At 58.7% G+C, this 19,963-nt stretch carries 18 protein-coding genes; 11 read left to right on the top strand and 7 right to left on the bottom strand.

Annotation, left to right across the window (positions count from 1 at the left end; translation table 11 throughout):
• Positions 1-127: 127 nt before the first annotated feature.
• Both JAO29_RS10505 and JAO29_RS10500 read right to left on the bottom strand, forming a co-directional pair.
• Entirely contained in the window at positions 128-835 is a 708-nt protein-coding gene (locus JAO29_RS10505) for a Crp/Fnr family transcriptional regulator (RefSeq protein ID WP_334268163.1), read from the bottom strand.
• A 76-nt stretch (positions 836-911) separates the two neighbouring features.
• Positions 912-1,400, bottom strand: coding sequence for a hypothetical protein (locus tag JAO29_RS10500; protein WP_334268162.1), 489 nt, complete (start codon positions 1,398-1,400; stop codon positions 912-914).
• A gap of 182 nt (positions 1,401-1,582) precedes the next feature.
• Between JAO29_RS10500 and JAO29_RS10495 the strand changes: the two genes are divergently transcribed.
• A complete protein-coding gene (locus tag JAO29_RS10495) occupies positions 1,583-2,518 on the top strand; it encodes a creatininase family protein (RefSeq protein ID WP_334268161.1) in 936 nt (311 codons plus the stop codon).
• A 263-nt stretch (positions 2,519-2,781) separates the two neighbouring features.
• Here the strand turns inward: JAO29_RS10495 and JAO29_RS10490 are convergent, their stop codons facing one another.
• Positions 2,782-3,594, bottom strand: a complete 813-nt coding sequence (locus JAO29_RS10490) for an AraC family transcriptional regulator (RefSeq protein ID WP_334268160.1) — start codon at positions 3,592-3,594, stop codon at positions 2,782-2,784.
• Positions 3,595-3,873: 279 nt separating this feature from the next.
• Between JAO29_RS10490 and JAO29_RS10485 the strand changes: the two genes are divergently transcribed.
• Together JAO29_RS10485 and JAO29_RS10480 are read left to right on the top strand one after the other, a co-directional pair.
• Positions 3,874-5,127 carry a hypothetical protein gene (locus tag JAO29_RS10485; RefSeq protein ID WP_334268159.1) on the top strand — a complete coding sequence of 418 codons (1,254 nt, stop codon included), beginning with the start codon at positions 3,874-3,876 and terminating at the stop codon, positions 5,125-5,127.
• 25 nt (positions 5,128-5,152) lie between these two features.
• Positions 5,153-5,755: a hypothetical protein gene (locus JAO29_RS10480; RefSeq protein ID WP_334268158.1), complete on the top strand. Its 603-nt coding sequence runs from the start codon at positions 5,153-5,155 to the stop codon at positions 5,753-5,755.
• A gap of 148 nt (positions 5,756-5,903) precedes the next feature.
• Here the strand turns inward: JAO29_RS10480 and JAO29_RS10475 are convergent, their stop codons facing one another.
• Entirely contained in the window at positions 5,904-6,212 is a 309-nt protein-coding gene (locus JAO29_RS10475; RefSeq protein WP_334268157.1) for a hypothetical protein, read from the bottom strand.
• On the opposite strand from JAO29_RS10475, the gene JAO29_RS10470 reads away from it, so the two are divergent.
• The 4 genes from JAO29_RS10470 to JAO29_RS10455 all read left to right on the top strand — a co-directional run bounded on the left by JAO29_RS10470 (position 6,197) and on the right by JAO29_RS10455 (position 11,959).
• Complete coding sequence (locus JAO29_RS10470; RefSeq protein ID WP_334268156.1) at positions 6,197-7,555, top strand: glycosyltransferase family 87 protein; 1,359 nt, start codon at positions 6,197-6,199, stop codon at positions 7,553-7,555. The genes JAO29_RS10475 and JAO29_RS10470 overlap by 16 nt on opposite strands.
• 176 nt (positions 7,556-7,731) lie before the next feature.
• Positions 7,732-7,962, top strand: coding sequence for a hypothetical protein (locus JAO29_RS10465; protein ID WP_334268155.1), 231 nt, complete (start codon positions 7,732-7,734; stop codon positions 7,960-7,962).
• A gap of 306 nt (positions 7,963-8,268) precedes the next feature.
• Positions 8,269-11,175 (top strand): DNA gyrase subunit A, encoded by a 2,907-nt coding sequence (gene gyrA, locus JAO29_RS10460; RefSeq protein WP_334268154.1) that lies wholly within the window; start codon positions 8,269-8,271, stop codon positions 11,173-11,175.
• A gap of 184 nt (positions 11,176-11,359) precedes the next feature.
• Positions 11,360-11,959 carry a hypothetical protein gene (locus tag JAO29_RS10455; protein ID WP_334268153.1) on the top strand — a complete coding sequence of 200 codons (600 nt, stop codon included), beginning with the start codon at positions 11,360-11,362 and terminating at the stop codon, positions 11,957-11,959.
• Positions 11,960-12,221: 262 nt separating this feature from the next.
• Here JAO29_RS10455 and JAO29_RS10450 read toward each other — a convergent pair whose 3' ends face one another.
• Together JAO29_RS10450 and JAO29_RS10445 are read right to left on the bottom strand one after the other, a co-directional pair.
• Complete coding sequence (locus tag JAO29_RS10450; protein ID WP_334268152.1) at positions 12,222-12,716, bottom strand: hypothetical protein; 495 nt, start codon at positions 12,714-12,716, stop codon at positions 12,222-12,224.
• Positions 12,717-12,805: 89 nt separating this feature from the next.
• Entirely contained in the window at positions 12,806-13,681 is an 876-nt protein-coding gene (locus tag JAO29_RS10445) for a PEGA domain-containing protein (RefSeq protein ID WP_334268151.1), read from the bottom strand.
• Positions 13,682-14,114: 433 nt separating this feature from the next.
• Here JAO29_RS10445 and JAO29_RS10440 point away from each other — a divergent pair, with 433 nt between their 5' ends.
• A complete protein-coding gene (locus tag JAO29_RS10440; protein WP_334268150.1) occupies positions 14,115-14,648 on the top strand; it encodes a hypothetical protein in 534 nt (177 codons plus the stop codon).
• A 455-nt stretch (positions 14,649-15,103) separates the two neighbouring features.
• A complete protein-coding gene (locus JAO29_RS10435; protein WP_334268149.1) occupies positions 15,104-15,712 on the top strand; it encodes a hypothetical protein in 609 nt (202 codons plus the stop codon).
• Positions 15,713-15,765: 53 nt separating this feature from the next.
• Here the strand turns inward: JAO29_RS10435 and JAO29_RS10430 are convergent, their stop codons facing one another.
• The gene (locus JAO29_RS10430; protein WP_334268287.1) at positions 15,766-16,437 is read right to left on the bottom strand and encodes a YdeI/OmpD-associated family protein; all 672 of its coding nucleotides are present in this window, start codon (positions 16,435-16,437) and stop codon (positions 15,766-15,768) included.
• Here JAO29_RS10430 and JAO29_RS10425 point away from each other — a divergent pair.
• Both JAO29_RS10425 and JAO29_RS10420 read left to right on the top strand, forming a co-directional pair.
• Entirely contained in the window at positions 16,426-17,850 is a 1,425-nt protein-coding gene (locus JAO29_RS10425) for a lipid-A-disaccharide synthase (protein ID WP_334268286.1), read from the top strand. The two genes, JAO29_RS10430 and JAO29_RS10425, sit on opposite strands and share 12 nt — an antisense overlap.
• Before the next feature lie 65 nt (positions 17,851-17,915).
• Positions 17,916-19,907 carry a M1 family aminopeptidase gene (locus tag JAO29_RS10420; protein WP_334268148.1) on the top strand — a complete coding sequence of 664 codons (1,992 nt, stop codon included), beginning with the start codon at positions 17,916-17,918 and terminating at the stop codon, positions 19,905-19,907.
• Positions 19,908-19,963: the final 56 nt, after the last annotated feature.

Below are 19,963 nucleotides of genomic sequence, written 5' to 3'. Positions count from 1 at the left end.
AGAGAAAGAATGTCGTCGGTACGACCGATCTTCTTCAGAATGCCTGCTCGGTCTCCAGATTCTAAATCCTTTCATCGCGTGCCGCACAGGTTCAGGTCGGGTATCTGATACCGCACTGGAAGACCCGTCACACCACAAATCCAGTATCGAATTCGGCATAGTTCTCAAGATGGTGTTTTATGACCAGGTAGCATTCGCAAGCTCTCTTCTGGAGAGCCTCCGTGTTCGGGATGTAGATATCATTCCGTTTGTACTCAATCAGTCCCTCCTTCTTAAACTCGGCGGCAATGACCGATACGCTGGGACGGGCGACGCCAAGCATATCGGCAAGAGATTGCTGCGAGATGCTGAAGACATTGTTCTCGGCACGATCGGCGCAGAGTAGAAGCCACCGTGCAAGCCTTTGCTCGACGTTGTGCTTTGCATTGCAGGCGGCGGACTGTGTCGCCTGTGTAAGCTGGGCCTGGACATAACGCAGAGCCAGCCTTTGGAAGTCATCGCCCCGCGCGAACTCGGCCTTCGCCGTGTCTACCGGGACCATGTACCCGCTTCCCGGCATCTGCATGTAAATGCGGTTGAGACTCTTCTTGGTTCCCATCAGAGCGGAGATGCCGACCACGGACTGGTAGCCGAACATTCCCACTTCTATCTGAGAACCGTCCGAGAAGGTGCAGGTCATCGACCCCATCCCCGCTTCAATAAAGAAGATATGTCCGATGGAGCTCCCAGGGTACTCGATCTCATGTCCGAGCTCCAGAACTACCGGTTTAAGGTGCAGACGAGCTATGGCGTCTGGGCAGAGATTCTGGAGAACCTTGTTCTTGTACGTGCTCATTCATGGCTCTCTCCTGCAGAGTGTCGCTCCAGTGTAGTCCTGTCAGACCAGACATCCTCACACCATCAGTTGCCGATCAGGCAGCTTCGGTGCCAGAGGAAAGTACAGTCCTGGCAAGCTCAAGTCGTCTTCTGTCTACCTCCTCGTATTGCTGTTGGGCTCGCCGGATGAGTTCTTCAAAGTCGAACTCCTGGAGGCGGGAATCTACTCTCGAGACCACCTGAAGAGCCTCCCAGAGACAGGACTTGCCATGGATGCCAAGTGTCAGCAGCTCAAGCGTTTCGAACATCGCGAAATCGGTTGAACCTGAAGGCCCCAGCTTCAATCGCGCGGCCTTTTCCACGAGCCAGCCGCCTGCCTCTTTGATCGCACTCGGGCCCGGGCCGATCCTTTCTGCAATGGTGCGAAGAGTACGATCGTCCTGCTGGACCTCAGGCAGAAGAGAAGTTGCGAACTCCCGAAACTTCGGATCGTCGTGTCCGTCGCGCATCGCTTCCAGAAGTTCAACGGCGATGCGGGCACCGCCCAGGTGATCGTTGAGGTATGTGCTAAGGGGAACGGCCATCAAAACACCTCTATTCAAAATTGCGTGGGGAACAGCCACGCGGCTGCACATTTAAGATGCCGTCCCCGTGGCTGGAGAAGGCAAGTCGCTCAACACGGCTAAGCCTGCAGGTCAATCGCGGGCAGGTTTGATTGGATCGATCTGAAATGGTCTAGAATTCGCGCAGTGAGGATAGTGACCCGGTGACCGATCGGACAGACCGCAAGTACTTCAGAGACTGCTGCGTAGCGACTCTCCTCTTCTTGTTCGCCTTCCTGACCTCGGGAGCGCCTGCTGAAGCTCAGACCGAAACTTCCACCAGCGCCTCGCAGACGAAGCTTCCGGTCCTCTGGGAAGAGCTGACCGGGCCGGACTTCGTCAAAGCAATCAAGGCCTCGCAGGGAACCTGCCTGCTTCCCATTGGAATTCTTGAGAAGCACGGACCGCATCTGCCCATCGGTTCCGACCTTCTCAACGCGCGCTACACCGCTATCCATGCCGCTCAAAAGCAGTACGTGATCGTCTTCCCGCAGTACTACTTCGGCCAGATCGCCGAGGCGCGCCATGAGCCCGGAACCGTCTCCTACAGCCGGGAGCTGCAACTCGCCATGCTCCAGGCCACCACCGACGAGATGGGCCGCAATGGCTGCAAGAAGATCCTCATCATCAACGGGCACGGCGGCAACGCCCATCTACTGCCGTACTTCGTCCAGACCCAGCTCGACCAGCCGCACGACTACGTCGTCTATCTCTTCGACCAGCGCACACCCACGACAGGCGGCCCGAAGAAGAAGACCACCAACGACCAGCATGCTGGTGAGAGCGAGACCTCGAAGCTGATGATCGTTCGTCCGGACCTCGTCCACCCGGAACGTGCAAACGCCGAGTCAGGAGCAGATCAGCACCACCAGAACCTGCCCGATGGCGTCTACACCGGCATCTGGTGGTACGCACGCTTCCCCGACCACTACGCCGGGGACGGCGCCGCCGCCAGCCAGGAGCTTGGCGAATACCAGATGAACTGGTGGGTCGACTCGGTCAGCAAGGTCCTCGCAGCCATCAAGGCCGACGACACCACCCCCCGCCTCCAGCAGGAGTTCTACGAGAAGACGACTCACCCCATCGACACCCCGCAGTAGGCGCATCGGTCACGAAACATGGATTCCGGCAAGGCGCTGGTACTGATATGTCGCTGGATCGTGCTCTCAAGTTCCGGGAAGAGCGTTCCCCGGAATCAATTCCCGCGTCCAGTAGGGGAGCAATAAGCGCATCGCCGTGGATACGACAGGAGACCTCGAGTTGCAGCGCAATCACGAAGACAACCGCCTGCCGGAACGAGCTTCCGGCAGGCGGTTGTCTTACCGAAATCGGCTCGAGTGATGATGGTCATCGACCATGCTCATCAGTGCGCTGGCGGACGCATGTCGCCAATCTGTGACAGAAGACGTTCTGGAGACAAACCGCTCAGTTTCTCGAAGTCTTTGATCATGTGCATCTGATCGTGGTATCCGAACTCGTTCGCGAGATCTGCCCAGCGGGTATCCTGACGATAGATTCTTGCGTCAAGCGTAGCTTGGAAGCGCGCTACCCTCGAATAGAATTTGGGACTCAATCCGATTTCCCGCAGGAAATTACGTTCGAACTGCCGCAGCCCCAGAGACAGGTGGCCCGCAACGTCCTCCAACGGCCGAGCACCCTTGGCTCGAAACATATACACAGCCGCATTCTTGATTGAGGTATTCGGTTGGGCATTCAGCGCCTTCCGGAGCAGATAGGATTCCGCGAGCTTGACCCGCTCTTCGAAAGCTGGGACCTCGGCGATCCTTTGCCATAGCTGATGACCTTCTTCGCCCAGCACTGTATAGCCGTCATAGTCATGATTGGCGAGAGAACTCAAAGGCAATCGAAAGAGTTGCCAAAGTGCTAATGGCTGGAGAAAGATCGCGAAAGACTCCACCCCTGCAGCGAGATGCAACGTGAACGGACGATAAGCACTGGCTCCCACAACGCTGAGTCGATGAATCGTGAATCGGCTAGCATCTCCCAATTCTGCAATCGGGCGAACACCAAATTCGAAGTTCAATATCTGTTCCAGACATGCCGGCACTGGCTCTATCAATCCAGCACTGTCCGCTTTGTCGATCCTTCGCTGCGCATAGGCCCGAACGTATGGCTTGAGTTCCGGGCGCGGAAAGGCTGAATAGGTCTCGTGCATTCGGAACCCCCAACTATTGCCGAGGCAAAGTCGCATGGCCGACAGGAGGATCGAATCTATCCCGGGTTCAGAACAAGCAGATTACTCCTCATTCCGAGCGGACGGAAAGAGCAGGTCGAGATAAGACTTTCATATTCTCCGGGAATGTCGCGTTTTTACTATACGGTCGCGGGATGTGTCGGCTAGTTTTCGCTCACATCAGAGCCACGCAAAGCTTGCGTTCGGCAGCAGAGGCCCCGGTTCCGTGCGTTCAAAACATCACTCCCCGGAGGTTCGACTATGCGCACTTGGTACAAAGTGGCTCTCGTCCTTGCAGTGTGGACAATCACAACGTGGGCGCAGCAGAAACAGCAACCAGCAGGGAAGTCAAAAAGTACGAGGTATGTCGTCACTGACCTGGGCACGTTCGGGGGTGGTTTCAGCAATTCCTTCGGTTTGAACGAGAGAGAGCACGTCGGTGGAGGATCCACCCTTCCCGACGGCACAATGCAGGCTTTCCTCTGGTCTCCGCGGGCGGGTTTGCAGCCTCTCGGAACCCTTCATGGCGGTTCGAATAGCAGTGCCTCCGGTCCAAACGCGAGCGATATGGTCGCGCTTATCTCCGACTCGGATATCGAAGATCCATATCACGAGAACTTCTGTGGCTTTGGTACGGCATCTGTTTGTGTTGCCGGGTTCTGGGAGCGCGGACACCTCACCGAGCTTCCAGGATTGGTGCCGCTTTCGAACTACGGCGGGAACAACAGTCAAATTACCCAAGTCAACAATCGAGGTCAGATGGCTGGATATGTTGAGAACGGTGTTATCGACGCCACCTGTCAGTCAGCCACTCCCGGCCTTCAGTTCGATTTCGAAGCGGTGCTGTGGAACCGGAACGGCCAACTCCGTCTGCTCAGTCCACTTCCCGGGGACACTGTCGGCTTTGCCTTATCGGTGAACGAATCGGGCCGCGTGGTAGGCGCCTCGGGAGTCTGCGCAGACACACCGCTTTTTCCAATCGCAATCGGTCCGCAGGCTGTGCTCTGGGAACCTAACGGCGCTGCGGTGCCCATCCCCGGGCTTGGAGGTACGAAGATCAATACGGCCACCAGCATCAACGACCTCGACGAGGTGCTTGGGGCCTCAAGCCTCCCTGGTGACACTACGACCCACGCCTACCTGTGGAGCAGGCACATGGACATGCCAAGAGACCTGGGAACGTTGCCTGGAGATCAGTCCAGTTTGCCTGCAGCAATGGGATCGCTGAACAATCGAAGCGAAGCTGTTGGGACTTCCTGCGCATCGACTGACCCGATCAATGATCTTTTCAGCGGAGTCTGTCGAGCTTTCTTGTGGCGGAATAACACCATGATGGATCTCAACAGCCTTGTAGCGCCCGACGGCAACCCTTCCAATCTCTACATGTTTCTTGCGTTCGGCATCAATAACGGCAGCGCGATCACAGGGTGGGCCTTCACACCCCAGGGAGAGGTCCATGCATTCCTCGCCACTCCTTGTCAGGAAGCCGAGCAAAGTCACCGCGATTGCAGATAACCCGCAATCTGAAAAGGAGGAAACGATGAAATCGAAAACCATCACGAACACCTGCCTGATGGTGGCGGCTGCCATTCTGACGATGCTGCTTGCCCTCCCCGCGGAGGCCCAGCGCGTAAACATGAGATTTTCGGGAACCGCCGCTAACAGCACCATTACCAATCTCCTGCATCCAGATACAACGAATGCCGAATACAATCTCGCCGGTAAAGGTGCGCCGGGCTCATTCACGTTGCGTCTCATAAGTGCTGGGGCAAACTCTCCTTCTTCCATGCCACCCGACACTTGCTCGGGCGCAAACAAGCTCTATATCAAGGTGGATGCCGGGGCTGGAGTATTTCGCTTCGGGGACAACAGTCTGTTGTATGTCCAGGTCACGCCGGGAGGAAGCGACTGCATCGACTTGGCGGCGGGGCACGCCCTCTGCATTCGCAATCTTCAAATCACCGGAGGAACCGGTCGTTTCAAGAACACGTCCGGTACGCTTACGTTGACGGAGACGGTGGTCCCCGTGTTGGCCGACATCGCTGGCCTCCCTGTCTTCTTTGCCGCTACCGGGGGGGTTAATGGAACGATCTCCGGAGCCACAGAGGAGCAAGACAAGCACGACCAAGATAACGACCAATAGGCAAGGCCGGCGACAGAGCGGATACTGAGCATGAACCCAAGCTATACCCCATGTGCTCGGGTCTCCCATCGTCGGCGCAGCCTCATCGCGTCTGTGGCGACATCATTTTAAAGTGCACGTCGGACTTGTCTCGTTGAAGGGTACAGCTTCAGATCCTGCCCTGAGCGAAGCGGAATGGGTGCCACCCCACATCCACCAGAGCAGGGGTTTGAGCCCTGAGGCACTCTTCGGGATCGGCGTGCGCGGAGCTTTGGGCTGCTTGGGTGGATTGCACCCCGCCGCCATCGCCACGCATACCGAGATCAGCAGCAACTTCGCTCCGACACCCATAGCGCGCCGCCTCTCCCCATACGAAGCCGCCAGCTTCGCCTCCGGTTGCCAGACCATCCCCCAATATCGGGATTGCCTCCGGCCCCCTCACCACGGCACCATGGCTCTCGTATGCCGAAGAGCGCAACTCTCACACCCTCCAACCCCCGTCAGCGTAGCTGGACCGGCACGATCCTCCTGCTCATCTGCGCCTTCGCCGGGCTCTACCACCTCCACACCATCAACCGCGACTTTCCCTCCCACAGATCAGACCTCCAGCCCGTGAAGATAGGCATTCAGGCGACCCTCCGGGGAGAAAACCCGTACTCGGAAGACGTCACACGGCAGATTCAGAGGGCCTATTATGGCCGCGTACTCACCCCGTCCGACCACGTAAACCAGATGGCGTATGTCTACCCGCCCCATACCGCCGTGGTGCTTGCCTTTCTTGCACCGTTCCAGTGGGAGACCGCACGACGGATCTTCCTGGTTCTGGCCTTTTTCCTCACGGCCGCTGCGGTTCCCGCATGGATTCGCATCTCCGGCGCGCAGTGGCGTCGTCGTTCCGTTCTCATTGCAGTGGTCGGCGTGCTGGGAAGCTGGCCTGTCATCTGGGCCCTTCGGCTGCAGCAGCCCACCATCCTCGTTGCCGCTCTGATCGCAGTTGCCTGCCTTCTTCTCAGGGAGGGGCACGACACCAATGCCGCTGTACTTCTCGCGTTCGCAACCATCAAGCCGCAGCTGATCTCAATTCTCACCTTATGGCTCCTGCTGAGAGCGGTACTGCTCCGGCGACATCGGTTCCTTCTGGCCTTTGCGGCAACTACCGGCGTTCTTCTGGCTATCGGAACATACCTTGTGCCCGGCTGGCTTGCCCAGTGGATGCGAGCCGGAGCAGATCTGCTCGTGTATACCCATCAGCAGCCCACCTTCCAGTTACTCTTTGGCCACTGGTTCGGTATCCTCCTCAACCTCTGCTTCGCTGCAATTACGCTTCTTTACCTCTGGCGTGCACGAAGATGCGGCCCAGAATCGCCAGAGTTCGGAGGCGCAGTGGGCTTCGCGCTTGCAGCCACCCTTACGCTGATGCCTACCGATCTCCCAATGATTTATAACCAGATTCTCCTGGTCCCCGGATGCATCTTTCTGATCTCCTCGCTGCCCCAGCAGTATTTCGACAGATTGGCCCGAAGAATCGCACTCGCTCTGGTCGGCTGGGGTTTTCTCGCCCAGCTCATCGCAGCGATGGGCGAAGGGCTCTCCGGGAAACCCGGCTTCTGGCAGCTCCTGCCGTTCGAGAACCTCCTCCTCCCGCCCGCGCTTGCTGGCTCCCTGGCCCTGACCTCTTTTCTCGGGTGGCAGCAAGCGATCCGGAGCAGGAAGACCGGTCGGGTGCCCAGCCCGGAAGAGGATTTTGTGGCGCCAGCCTTCCGGACGGGAGTTCAGGCCGAGAGCCTGTCAAAGTTACGACACGAAAGGCCGTCATATTGACGGCTTTCATCCGTCGTCGCGTACCTGTGCCTTTCACATCCTCTCGTTCTTGAGCGAACTTCTTCATTGTCAGCGCTGACGGCATCTCGCTTTGATGCGCCGCGTATTGGCACGCGAACTGCTCTACAAAGGGCACGCAGCAATGAGAACGGAGGCACGCTGTGGCGATGTTCCAGTTGGACTATATTTCCTGTCTTCTCACCATCGTCGCCACAATCCTGCTTGGAAAAAAGATGTGGACGGGGCTTGCGGTATCGATCGTCAACAGTCTCATCGTCTGTGTGATCGGATTGCACACGTCGCAGTATGGCTTTATCCCCGCGAATGTGTTTTGCATCTGCATAAACGCATTCAATATCCGGACATGGTCAAAAGGTGGGGAAAGATCCATCCGGATCGACGGCTGACAGGCTGGTAATCCAGCCCCGTGTTCATGCCCTGGGAGGTCGCGGTCTTCGGAATAGGTGTAGGGGAAGGCTTCGGCTGAGGCGGTGGGTGGCAGCCCAGGCACACGGCCAGGGAAGCCATAGCGATAAAGCCTGCTCGCAATCTCAATAAAGGGTTCAATGGATTAATCTCTTTTATTTTCAGATCTATAGCTGTCATCGGCCAGCCTTCCCGCAGCCCATCCCGGACTCGTCCGCGATATCTCCCGGAGCCGCGATAGAGGAGGCAGATACCCGCGAAACCCTCTATAATAGAGGGTAGAAACTATGGCAGACGATCAGAATCCCCAGCTCCCGCTCGGTCCCAATTCAGACAACCCAAACGGCTCCGACAGCACGATTAAGGGCCCCGGCGCGGCGCTGCTCCTCCCCATCAATATTGAAGACGAGATGCGCCGGTCGTATCTCGACTACTCCATGTCCGTCATCATCGGACGCGCCCTGCCCGACGTCCGCGACGGCCTCAAGCCCGTGCATCGCCGTATCCTCTACGGAATGCAGGAGATGGGCCTGCAGTACAACAAGAAGTACACCAAATCCGCCAAGGTCGTCGGCCACGTCATGGGTAACTACCATCCCCACGGCGACTCCGCCATCTACGACACCATGGTGCGCCTCGCGCAGGAGTTCTCCCTCCGTTACCCCTTGGTAGACGGCCAGGGCAACTTCGGCTCGATCGACGGCGATCCGCCCGCGGCCATGCGTTACACCGAGTCCCGCCTCACCCGCATCGCCGGCGAAATGCTCGCCGACATCGACTCCGACACCGTGGACTTCACCCCCAACTACGACGAGTCCACCCTCGAACCCACCGTCCTCCCGGCCCGCGTTCCCAACCTCATCGTGAACGGTGGCGGAGGTATCGCCGTCGGTATGGCGACCAACATCCCGCCGCACAACCTCACCGAGGTCATCAACGCCTGCATCTCCCTGATCAATAAGGAGAAGACTGACCTCCGCTCCGACATCCAGATCGTTCTCGAGCACGTCAAAGGGCCCGACTTCCCCACCGGCGGCTATCTCTACGGCCGCGCCGGAATCGCCCAGACCTACAACACCGGCCGCGGACGCTTCATCATGCGCGCCAAGGTGGGCACCGAAAAGATCTCCGGCGGCCGCGAAGCCATCGTCATCACCGAGATCCCCTATCAGGTCAATAAGTCCAACCTGATCAAGCGGATCGCCGAGCTCGCCAACGACAAGACCATCGACGACGTCTCCGACGTTCGTGACGAATCCGACCGCGACGGCATGCGCATCGTCATCGAGCTCAAGCGCGGCGCCGAGTCCCAGATCGTCCTCAATCAGCTCTTCAAGCACACTCAGATGCAGGAGAGCTTCTCGATGATCTTCCTCGCCGTCCACAACGGCCAGCCCAAGGTCCTCCCGCTCGACCACGCCATCCGCGCCTTCCTCGAGCACCGCATCGAAGTCGTCCGCCGCCGCACCGCCTTCCTCCTCGGCAAGGCCCGCGACCGCGAGCACCTCCTGCTCGGCTACCAGATCGCGCTCGACCATCTCGACAACGTCATCAAGATCATCCGCCAGTCGTCCAGCCGCGCCGATGCCCGCGAAAACCTCTTCGCCTACTTCTCCAACAGGCGCATCAACCTGCGCGGCACCGAGCTCGCCGGAGTCACCCTCGATCCCGCCAAGTACGCGATCGACATGACCTTCTCGACCACCGGAACCCTGATCCTCAGCTACCGCCAGGTCGACGCCATCCTAGAGCTGCAGCTCTACCGCCTCACCCAGCTCTCCATCGACGAGCTCCTCAACGAGCTCAAGAGCGTCCGCGACAACATCGCCGAGTTCGAATCCATCCTCGCCTCCGAGAAGAAGCTTCGCCGCGTCATCATCAAGGAGCTCGAAGAGATCCGCGACAAGTACGGCGACGCCCGCCGCACCGAGATCCTCGACGAGACCACCGAGATCCAGCTCGAAGACCTCATCGCCGACGAGCAGGTCGCCGTCACCATCTCCAACACCGGCTACCTCAAGCGCACGCCCATCTCCACCTATCGCCAGCAGCGCCGCGGTGGAACCGGCCGTCTCGGCATGAAGACCCGCGAAGAGGACTTCGTCGCCCAGCTCATCGTCGACTCCACCCACGCCTTCCTGCTCTGCTTCACCAACACCGGCCGCGTCTACTGGCTCAAGATCTACGAGATCCCCGACGTCGGAGCCGCCGGCAAGGGCAAGGCCATGGCCTCGCTTATCGCCCTCCAGCCCGGCGAAAAGGTCGTCACCATCCTCGGAATTCGCGACCTCACCGAAGACGGCAAGTACATCCTCTTCGCCACCCGCAACGGCACCGTCAAAAAGACTCCGTTGCCCGACTTCTCGAACGTCATGTCCCGCGGCATCATCGCCATCAACATCGACAAGGACGACGAGCTCATCGCCGCCCGCGTCACCTCGGGCTCCGACGTCGTCTTCCTCGCCACCCACGACGGCATGGCCCTCCGCTTCTCCGAGGCCTACGACCCCGACAAGACCGGCGGTCTCCGCCCCATGGGCCGCAACGCCGCCGGCAACAAGGGAATAACCCTCAAGAAGGGCGACTTCGTCATCGGAACCGCCGTCACCCCCTCGGCCGAGTACCGCGCCAGACGCCGCGACGAGCTCGCTGCCGAGAAGGGTCTCGACAAGGAACTCGCCAAGGTCCGCGCCGAGATCGACGCCGTCAACGACGCCCTCCAGAAGGCCCGCGAAGCCGCCAACGGCTCCGAGAAGGAAGACGACAAGGTCAAGGCGGCCCGCCGCAAGCGCGACGATGCCTACGCCAAGCGCGACGCCCTCGACATCAAGCTCGGCCTCAGCCCCTGCCTCATCCTCTCGGTAACCGAGAACGGCTTCGGCAAGCGCACCAACGTCGAGGAGTACCGCCTCACCAACCGCAGCGGCTCGGGAGTCATCAACATGAAGACGACCTCCAAGACCGGCAAGGTCTCCTCCGTCCAGCTCGTCGACGACTCCAGCGAGCTGATGGCCATCTCCCAGTTCGGAAAGATCATCCGCATCGACACCAGCAGCATCCGCGCCGCCGGCCGCTCCACCCAGGGAGTCAAACTCCTCAACCTGGAGTCCGACGACAAGGTAGCCGCCGCCGTAGTCATCCCACCGGATGAATCCGGTAAGTCAGAACCGGAGAATGGATTGCTGCTGCAGTAAACACTCCTTTTAATCAGTGCTCAATGTAGAAGGGCATGTCGGCTCAAATTGACATGCCCTTCTTCTATGGAACAGGCCACTACCTTCAACCATCCCACCCACACCGGGTGCCCCATCTTCGACGCGAAGCGGCTAAGGTGGCAAATTTTCGCGCAGCGAAAATCCAATACTCTAAAATTAACTCGTGCCAGCAACGTTGGATATCCGCGAAGTCCCGGAAGGACTGATCCTCCGTGTAGGTAAGTCGCGATCTATTGTTAAGGCAATCCTCGGTCTTGTCTTCGGCACTGGGTTCATCGTCTATTTTCTGCGCAACACGAAGGAGTCGATGGTCGTTACCGTACTCGTTTGCTCATTCTTCATCTATGCCATCGTCAATGGTGTGATCGGAGAACTCTGCGGCACCTCTGTCACCCTGACAGTCACAAATCTTGATCTCATCAGCGAAGGTCACGCGCCGGACGGCTACAAGCCCTCATCAATCCCACGAGCTTCGATCTATCAGCTCGAGTTCCGCGAACCACAGAACGTAGGTGAGGGAAGCCCTGATCCGAGCGGTCTTTACGTCGAGTACGAAGGCCTTCTCTTATCCCCACAAACCTGCGTCCTGCCACACATCGACCAAACTCAGACCCATCAGGCTATCGAAGCCATCCTGCGCCGCTTTCCTGATACAGAAAGCCTCGCCCCGTCCCGAGTGGGCCGCACCTCTGACCTCGTATCACTCAATCTCAATCGCCGATCCATGAGGGCGGGTGGCACGGCTTCTACGCGAAACGGCTAAGGTAGGCATTTCGCGGCAGCGAGAATTCCAATACTCTCCCCACCCTGAACAACGGGTCGTGCTCCGGCGGGTGGCCCATACATTAAAGCGGACCACAACCTTGGGGGCCCCACTCATGGCGCGAAGCCACATGAGTGGGTTCCGCTCTGCCGAAGGCCGGAGTGAAGGCGCAGCCGGAACGACTGATCTCGTCTTTTCGAACCGGCGACCCACACTCAACCACCGCTTCAAGTTCTCCGATTTCGGCGGGCTGACGTCGTCTTTACATCTCCAGGCTGTCGCTTACCCTCGGCGTTCTGATGAGCTCGCGCGGCGCGTCCGGTCCGAGGCTAGCCGCCTCATACATCTGCGCGGCGAAACGAAAGTTCTTACACCCTGTATAGAGTTCACTCAGTTCTGGGAGACTTTGAATTGGAGGCTGAATGGTGATCTCTTCAGCATCGTGGATTGTGAACATCGGTCCATAAAACGATTTGACCGTCGCAAGGCTTCCGCGCTTTGGCCGCACTGCCAAATGCAGATTGCGCTCGCCTCTCAACCTAACGGCTCCGGACGCTACACCGCATAGGTAAAAGTAATGAGTCGGCTCAGGAAGATCGTACCGGTCATCCCGCATATCCTTGCGAATGACTCTTTCCTGCGTGCCGTAGAAGCATGCGAAGCAGTGGTGCCATGGTTTGAACCCACGAACATAAAAGCCCCAAAGATGCCGATAAATTCCTGTGGCGTCTTGCATTCCCGTAGCTGTCAGATACATGAAACTCCTTTACAAGTTAGAAAAGCCGGGTGCCCCACTCATGCTGTTTCACCGCATGAGTGGGCAATCGCGCCGAAGCGCGATCCCTATTACTTCGTTCCAACCCCTTGCTCTTCCAGATCAGCATTTACCTTCGCACCGGTTCCCAAAACATTCATCGTTCGAGTCCAGCTCTGATAGCCCTTCTTCTTCACCGTGATCGCATGTGAGCCGGGAGTCACCTCCACCTTCGAAGGCGTGCTTCCCACGAAGTTCCCATCCACTTCGATATCGGCGCCGGCCACATTCGAATCCACCGAAACGCTCGCCATTGCATTCGCAGGAGCAGCCGCTGGCCCACCCGGCGTCGCAACGAACTTCGCCATATCCAGCTTCATATCTCCCTGCACAAAGGCCGTCACCTCGGTTCCCTTCGGAATCGTGATGTCCTTGCCCTTCATGAACAGAAACAGCGGAGCCGCCGGGAAGAAGACAATCGCGGTTGCCACCATCGCACCGGTCATCGCACCAACGTGACCTCCGCCCTTGTTCTCCTTCACTGCGCGCAGCTGAGCCTTCTCGCCATCTGCAAGACGCACACTGTCGATATTTACGTTCAGCTTGCCGCCACGTCCCATACGCTTCTTCGATTGCGCCTCGGTCACCGTCGCCAATGCTGGCGCACCCTTTGGAATAACCGTGACGCCCTGCACCACAACTTCTTCCGTCACCTCGAACGGAACCTGCTGGCCAGTCGTCGCGTCCGCAGATGAAACCGTCTCTGCCAGGCGCAGCTTGACCGCCGTTCCATCCATCAAGGTGTTGGGCAGCGGAACAGCAGCCGGTGTCTCCGGTGAAGCGGCTGCCGCGGTCTGAGCCTTCGCAGGCTGTGCCGGACTGGCCGGCATCGGGGTCTGTTGCGCGGCCAGAGATTCTGAGAAAACAAGAAGACATATCAACGTGCAGGCAGGAAACGTACGAGTCATCCAGTACAGCCCTTCAAAGCTAAAGTGGGGGGAGGCTTATGCAGCCTATGTGCCGCTGCGGCTCGCCGCAATGACTCCTTCGTGTGACCTTGACTCAATCGGGGCGGATGGCCCATGGATCAGACCCAGGTCGGGTGCCCCATTCATCGCAGAAGCGATGAGTGGGCTCCACTCTGCCGAAGCCCGGAGTGAAGGCGCAGCCGGAACGACTGATCGAAGCATTCCAGATCGATTCCTTGCAGCCGTGCGCGCCGGTCTCATTCGCCTCCATCGGCCCCCTCGCGACCAAATGGCTTCGCCATCAATAACCAGCCCGCAGACCGAACATGAGGATCCAGCTTTCGTTCCCGTACTGTAGAATCATCGCCACATTGGGCCGCGAATCGAGCATGTGCGACGGCGTCATTTGTCAGTCGAGACAGGATGGCTTCCCATGGCAACCGAGAACGCATTCCCTCAAGACCCGCCCGCTGGCGTTGGCCTCAAGCACCGCCTCAAACGGGAGCTGCAGGAGTATCTGATCGTCTCCGGCTACCTGGCCTTCCTCTTCTGTGCCATCTCGGCCTACACCTCGCTGCTGCTGTCCAAGCACTCCGAATCCAACACCCTCACCTACACCTTCGCCCTCATCAACGCCCTCCTGATGGGCAAGGCCATCCTCACCGGGGAGATGATGCACCTCGGCCGCCGCGCCGAAACCAGACCGCTCTACCAGTCTGTCCTGCTGAAATCCTCCCTCTTCTTTCTTCTCGTCTTTGTCTTCCACTTTCTGGAGGAGTACATCAGGTGCATCATCTACAGCAGGCCGTTCGCAAGCGTCATGGATGAGCTGGAGTTGGAGCAGCTCGTCGCGCGCTCCATCATCGTCTTCTGCGCGCTTATCCCCCTGTTCGCATTCCGGGAGCTGCGTCGCGTCTTGGGAGAAGAGAAACTCTACTCCATCCTCCTCACCCATCCCGGGAGATGAAACCACCCTCCGCCGCGTTCCATGGCCTGCGGCCCATACATGACCAAATCCCGCTCCGGTTGCGGGTGCCCCATTCATGCAGCTTCATCGCATGAGGGGGCTCCACTCTGCCGAAGCATGAAGGGTGCAGCCGTCATGGCCGGCTGAATCCATCGGCACTCCACAAACCGCGGCAGGACCGCACCTCCCAGACCCTTTTCCACACCGAATTCTTGGCACCCCCGGATAGCCTTAAAGAAGAGACAAGCGCAGGCCTGCCAGCCGCCGGGCCTCGCAGTCGTAAACCAGACCTCTTCACGAGGTCCGGACCTATCTCTTTTGTTTGGAAGATTTTGCGCAAAAACATACCGGGGGTGGGCCCACTGATCGCACCAGCGATCCAGCAAAGCAGTAGAATCCCTTTCACTGCGGGGCCCTCAAGCGAACCATACTCTGGAATCCGGAAAGGCGTCCCCATGACCGCCATCAACCCACCCACGCCAAAACCCACCTTCAGGCAGCGTGCCACCCACGAACTGAAAGACTACCTCATCCTGTCGGGCTACCTGGCCGTGCTCTTCTGCGCCATCTCCGCCTACACCCAGCTTCTTCTCAGCAAGTACGACGTCGATTCCGAACTCACCTTCACCTTCGCCCTGATCAACGCCCTCGTCATCGGCAAAGTCATTCTCCTCGGAGAGATGATGCATCTCGGCCGCCGCATAGAAGCGCGGCCCCTCTACCAGTTCGTCCTCCTCAAGAGCATCCTCTTCACCCTGCTGGTCTTCGCCTTCCACCTCCTTGAGGAGGTCATCAAGCGCATCTACCATCACCTGCCCACCGGCACCGTCCTGCACAAACTCGACCTTGAGAAGATTACAGCCAGCTCCATCATCATCCTTTGTGCCTTCATCCCTCTCTTCGCCTTTCGCGAGCTGGGCCGAGCCCTCGGTCCCGGCAGACTAAGCGCCCTCTTCAGCCAACCCGCGGCCCAACCCTTCGCGACCGAACCAGCCAGATCCTTAATCTCCTCGCTCCCATCAGAGCCCACGTCTCCGGCTCCGGTACAGCCGAAGTATCCGTAAACGCCATATATCGCCCTCCACTCCCAAACCGCAGGTCCCATGCTTAGAAGCCGCTACCTTTTAGCATCGGCTACCCGCAGACACTCCTCGACTGCCTTGCCGGCCCGTTTCTCCCGCGCCTCCGGGCTCTGGTAATAGAAGATGCCCAGCAGATGGCCTCGACGCTGTACCTCGGTCATCGCATCCCATCCCGCGCGCGAGCGCGGATATCTGCGGAACGCAACCTCCAGAATGGGAGGCAGAATCTTTTCGCCTTCCATCGCCAGCAGCATACGCTCTGCCATCTGCTCGGCCCGTCGGGCCCGAGCCTCCGCGCTCTTCGCCTCTTCGATGGTTCGCGCGATGTCGCGCCGGATGGACTCGCTCAGCTTTGCATGCCACTTAGCCAGTGCCTTCTCCTTCCGGAAGATCTTCTCGAGCTCCGCCGGCGGCTCTGTCTCCCGCTCCTCCAGATCCGGTTCAACAGCGAGCTCGATCATCCCGCCGAGCGCGACGCCGGCGGCCTTCTGCATCTTTTTATTCACCAGGACAAAATGGCCGCCGCCTCCTGATTCCGCAAACAGGGAAGTCCGAAACATTTCGCCGCCGGTCTCCACCTTGACCCGCAGCCGAACCATCTTCTTCCACGCCTTCGCAACCTCGAACGGAACCCTCGCCACCACCCAGCCCAGACCTCCGGGCAGCGGCTCCAGAACTGCTCGAAATCTCCGTACCTGTCCCGCCATGCAACCACCTCCAGAAAAATCTACACTGATCTCATCGCAGCCCAGTCCAATCCGACCATCTTCCTCTCCGCAGGGGAGGCCTCTGGCGACCACTACGGCGCCCAGATCATCGCCGAGCTTGCCCGTCGTCATTCCGGCGCAACCTTTTTCGGCCTCGGTGGCCGCGAGATGGAGGCCGCCGGTCAGCAGCGCATCGTCCGCGCCGAAGACGTCGCCCACATGGGCATCACCGAGGTGCTGCGCCACGCACCTCGCGTCTACGGCTCGTATCGAAAACTAGTCGCATCTATTAAAGAACGTCGTCCCCAGGTGGCGATTCTGATCGACTTTCCGGACGTGAACTTCCGCCTCGCCCGCGAGCTGAAGGCACTAAATATCCCGGTCCTCTACTTCGTCAGCCCGCAGCTATGGGCCTGGAAGCGACGCCGCCTCCGCTGGGTTCAGGAACGAGTCGATCGCATGATGGTCATCTTCCCGTTCGAGGAGTCGTTTTACCGCAACCGTGGGGTCAATGCGCAATTTACAGGTCATCCTCTGGCCGAACTGCCGCTTCCAATGCGTTCACGAGAAGATTACGCCGACTCGATCTCTTCTTTGCCGCAGAGGCATTGGCACTTCAGTTGTGGACTTCCAGACTTCCAACATTTGAGTCCGGAGCTTCAATGGTCACGTCCACACGAAAACGGAGATATCACTTACAGAATCGATCCAAGCAAACCATGGATAGCTCTGCTCCCGGGCAGTCGGATCGGCGAAATCTTCAACAATCTTCCGACGATGGTCAAGACTGCTTACGAGCTAGGTGACAGCTATGAATACTTGCTGCCGGTCGCTAAAACGATTACGGGCAAACAGCTCGAAAATCTTGAATACGAACTGGGCGATCATTATCTAGCAAGAGCACATCCGCCCCGGATTACCCTTGTCCCCGACGCCCGCGAGGCGCTCTTCCATGCCCGCGCTTCTGTTGTGGCCAGTGGAACCGCCACGGTTCAGGCTGCGGTGATCGGGAATCCATTTGTGGTGGTCTATCGTGTCTCGAATCTGACGTTCAGGCTCGCCAAACGGCTGGTGAAGTACCCTGCAGAGGTCTGGCCTTCCGGTGTGCCTGACGTCCACGGAAATCTGCCGATTGCCATGGTCAACCTGATCGCCGGGCGGGCTGTGGTTCCGGAGTTGATCCAGAGGAACTTTACGGCTGCCAATGTGGCGTCTGCCCTCGCACCGCTGATTGACGAGACTCCCCAACGGGCCGCAATGATCGCCGATCTCGCTGAGATTCGGGCACGATTGGCTTCCCCGGACAGGACCACTGCGATTGCGCAGGTCTCCGACGCTGTTGAGGCCCTCCTCGGTAGCTCTCCGCAGCCGGGGGCAGTCCAACGAGGCCGAATCTCCTCTACGAGCGTCTAAAGAAACACGCCTGCCCCCTACAGCAGGACGACAGCAGTACCATGTTGTTGAGGAACTTCGCCTTCATGCGCGCTTTTGCTCGGAACCTTCGCTTTTCGCTTGCAGTGCTGATGCCTTTTCTCCTTATCGCGAGCGCCGCGTGGGCAGCTCCTGCGCATCCGCAGCTCAGGGTAACTGGCTACGTGATCAATGCCGATCTGTTCCCGGCAGATAACAGGCTCGCCGCGACCGCAGAGGTTACTTTTACCGCGCTTGAGGATCTAACCTCGCCGATCTTTGAGCTGAACAATGGACTTCAGCTCGCCAAGGTCACGGATGCCAATAAGAAGCCCTTGGAGGCTGAGCGTGTCGCGACCAACTCCACCGTTCATTTCAACCTTGCCGTTCCGATTGCGAAGGGAACGTCGACCACATGGACCTTTGAATATGGGGGTGTCCTTAAAGGAACCGAGACCAGTCCGGTGGAGGGGATCAACTTCGCGTCCGTGGAGGATCCGATCAGCATTCTGCTCTATCCGGGACGCTGGTTCCCAATGGCGGGGCTCTATACTGACCGGTTCACCGCAGAGATGCACATCCGGGTCCCTGGAGATGAGCGCGTTGTCGGGTCTGGCTCCGGCATCGCCGCTCCGAAGAGTCTTCCCGGAAACCGAACTGAATACACCTTCAAATGGGGCAAGCCGGGATTTCCCGGAACCATCATCGCCGGTAAATTCCTGGAGCCCATTACAGCGCCCGGCATCAATAACATCCATGTTTACGTGACTGAGCCTCGAAAGGGCGTTGCGGTCTCTTTCGCGCAGGATGCTGCCAAGCAGTTCGAATACATGACGACGACGTTCGGACAGCCGGAGAGCAGCCAGATCAACTTGGTCGAGATGCCTGCCGATGCCGTGTCTTCTACCTGGGCGCCGGAGATTGCCGGTATTGCTGGCTCGCGTGTCGCGGGCAAGACTTATTCCCGCCTGTTGGCCAATACGCTGGCCCACCAGTGGTGGGGAAGTGAGATTTCACCAGCCACCCTAAACGATGCGTGGATCACGAATGGTATGTCTCGCTACGCGGAGCTGATGTATGTCGAGGATTCGGCGGGCAAGAGCGCCTTTGAGTCTGCTGTAACGGACGTACAGGCAGGAGCCCTGGCCTACGATACCCAGCCTCTCACCAGCATGGCCCGTCTCGATCCTTTCTCGCCGCAGTTCCAGTCGATGACGCTGGAAAAAGGCGCCATGATCTTCCACATGTTGCGATGGGAGATGGGCGATGATGTCTTCCTCAAGTTTCTGCGTGGCCTGTTGTCGCAGTACACCGACAAGCCAGTTACGACGGCAAACCTCCAGACCGTCGCGGAGGCGCAGAGTCAACTGCAGCTGACCCCGTTTTTTGCCCAATGGTGTGACGGAACCGGAGCTCCAACCTTTACCAACAAGTACACCGTCTTCCGGCTGGGGAATAACAAGGGCTTCAGGACGGTCGGCTCGATCGCGCAGGACCTGGACCTGTTCCGCATGCCGGTAGAGTTGCGGATTGAGACGGACGGTAAGACAGAGGTGCGGCGGGTCGATGTCTCCGGTACGGAGAGCAATTTTTCGGTCGAGACCTTCGGCCGGCCCAGGCGTATCTCTATCGATCCGCAGGACTGGGTGCTAAAGAGCACGCCGGATCTGGCGGTTCGCGTAGCGGTTCTGCGGGGCCAGCAGCAGGTGGCGCAAGGTGACCTGACCGCCGGTCTGATCGAGTATCAAAAGGCACTCGATGCAAACCACAACAGTTCGCTGGCCAGTTACCGGATCGGCGAGGTGTTCTTCATGCAGCGGAACTACCAGTCGGCCGCCAACTCCTTCCGCGATGCACTGCGGGGGGATGGAGAGCCAAGATGGGTCGAGGTGTGGAGCCACATCGAGCTGGGCCGCATCTTCGATGTCACAGGTCAACGGGATCGTGCGGTCAACGAGTATCGCCTGGCGGTCCAGACCAATGACAATACCCAAGGCGCGATCAACGAGGCGCGAGCCTTGATGCAGAAGCCGTACAAACGGGAAAGCGCAAGTAACTAAGCCTTTTGACCTATAATATTTAGCTCATTAAAGCCGTTCCAGGCGACTCCTGATGG

The organism is Edaphobacter sp. HDX4 (assembly GCF_036877565.1).
Lineage (GTDB): Bacteria > Acidobacteriota > Terriglobia > Terriglobales > Acidobacteriaceae > Edaphobacter.
This window is presented reverse-complemented; position numbering and strand designations above follow the sequence as displayed.

What these genes read in the sequence shown, in the direction of transcription:
- JAO29_RS10480 (WP_334268158.1), top strand. Translation starts at nt 5,153, where the DNA reads ATGAAATCGAAAACCATCACGAACACCTGCCTGATGGTGGCGGCTGCC.
- JAO29_RS10430 (WP_334268287.1), bottom strand. Translation starts at nt 16,437, where the DNA reads ATGGCGGGACAGGTACGGAGATTTCGAGCAGTTCTGGAGCCGCTGCCC.
- JAO29_RS10490 (WP_334268160.1), bottom strand. Translation starts at nt 3,594, where the DNA reads ATGCACGAGACCTATTCAGCCTTTCCGCGCCCGGAACTCAAGCCATAC.
- gyrA (WP_334268154.1), top strand. Translation starts at nt 8,269, where the DNA reads ATGGCAGACGATCAGAATCCCCAGCTCCCGCTCGGTCCCAATTCAGAC.
- JAO29_RS10450 (WP_334268152.1), bottom strand. Translation starts at nt 12,716, where the DNA reads ATGTATCTGACAGCTACGGGAATGCAAGACGCCACAGGAATTTATCGG.
- JAO29_RS10500 (WP_334268162.1), bottom strand. Translation starts at nt 1,400, where the DNA reads ATGGCCGTTCCCCTTAGCACATACCTCAACGATCACCTGGGCGGTGCC.
- JAO29_RS10485 (WP_334268159.1), top strand. Translation starts at nt 3,874, where the DNA reads ATGCGCACTTGGTACAAAGTGGCTCTCGTCCTTGCAGTGTGGACAATC.
- JAO29_RS10435 (WP_334268149.1), top strand. Translation starts at nt 15,104, where the DNA reads ATGACCGCCATCAACCCACCCACGCCAAAACCCACCTTCAGGCAGCGT.
- JAO29_RS10440 (WP_334268150.1), top strand. Translation starts at nt 14,115, where the DNA reads ATGGCAACCGAGAACGCATTCCCTCAAGACCCGCCCGCTGGCGTTGGC.
- JAO29_RS10445 (WP_334268151.1), bottom strand. Translation starts at nt 13,681, where the DNA reads ATGACTCGTACGTTTCCTGCCTGCACGTTGATATGTCTTCTTGTTTTC.
- JAO29_RS10505 (WP_334268163.1), bottom strand. Translation starts at nt 835, where the DNA reads ATGAGCACGTACAAGAACAAGGTTCTCCAGAATCTCTGCCCAGACGCC.
- JAO29_RS10420 (WP_334268148.1), top strand. Translation starts at nt 17,916, where the DNA reads ATGCGCGCTTTTGCTCGGAACCTTCGCTTTTCGCTTGCAGTGCTGATG.
- JAO29_RS10470 (WP_334268156.1), top strand. Translation starts at nt 6,197, where the DNA reads ATGCCGAAGAGCGCAACTCTCACACCCTCCAACCCCCGTCAGCGTAGC.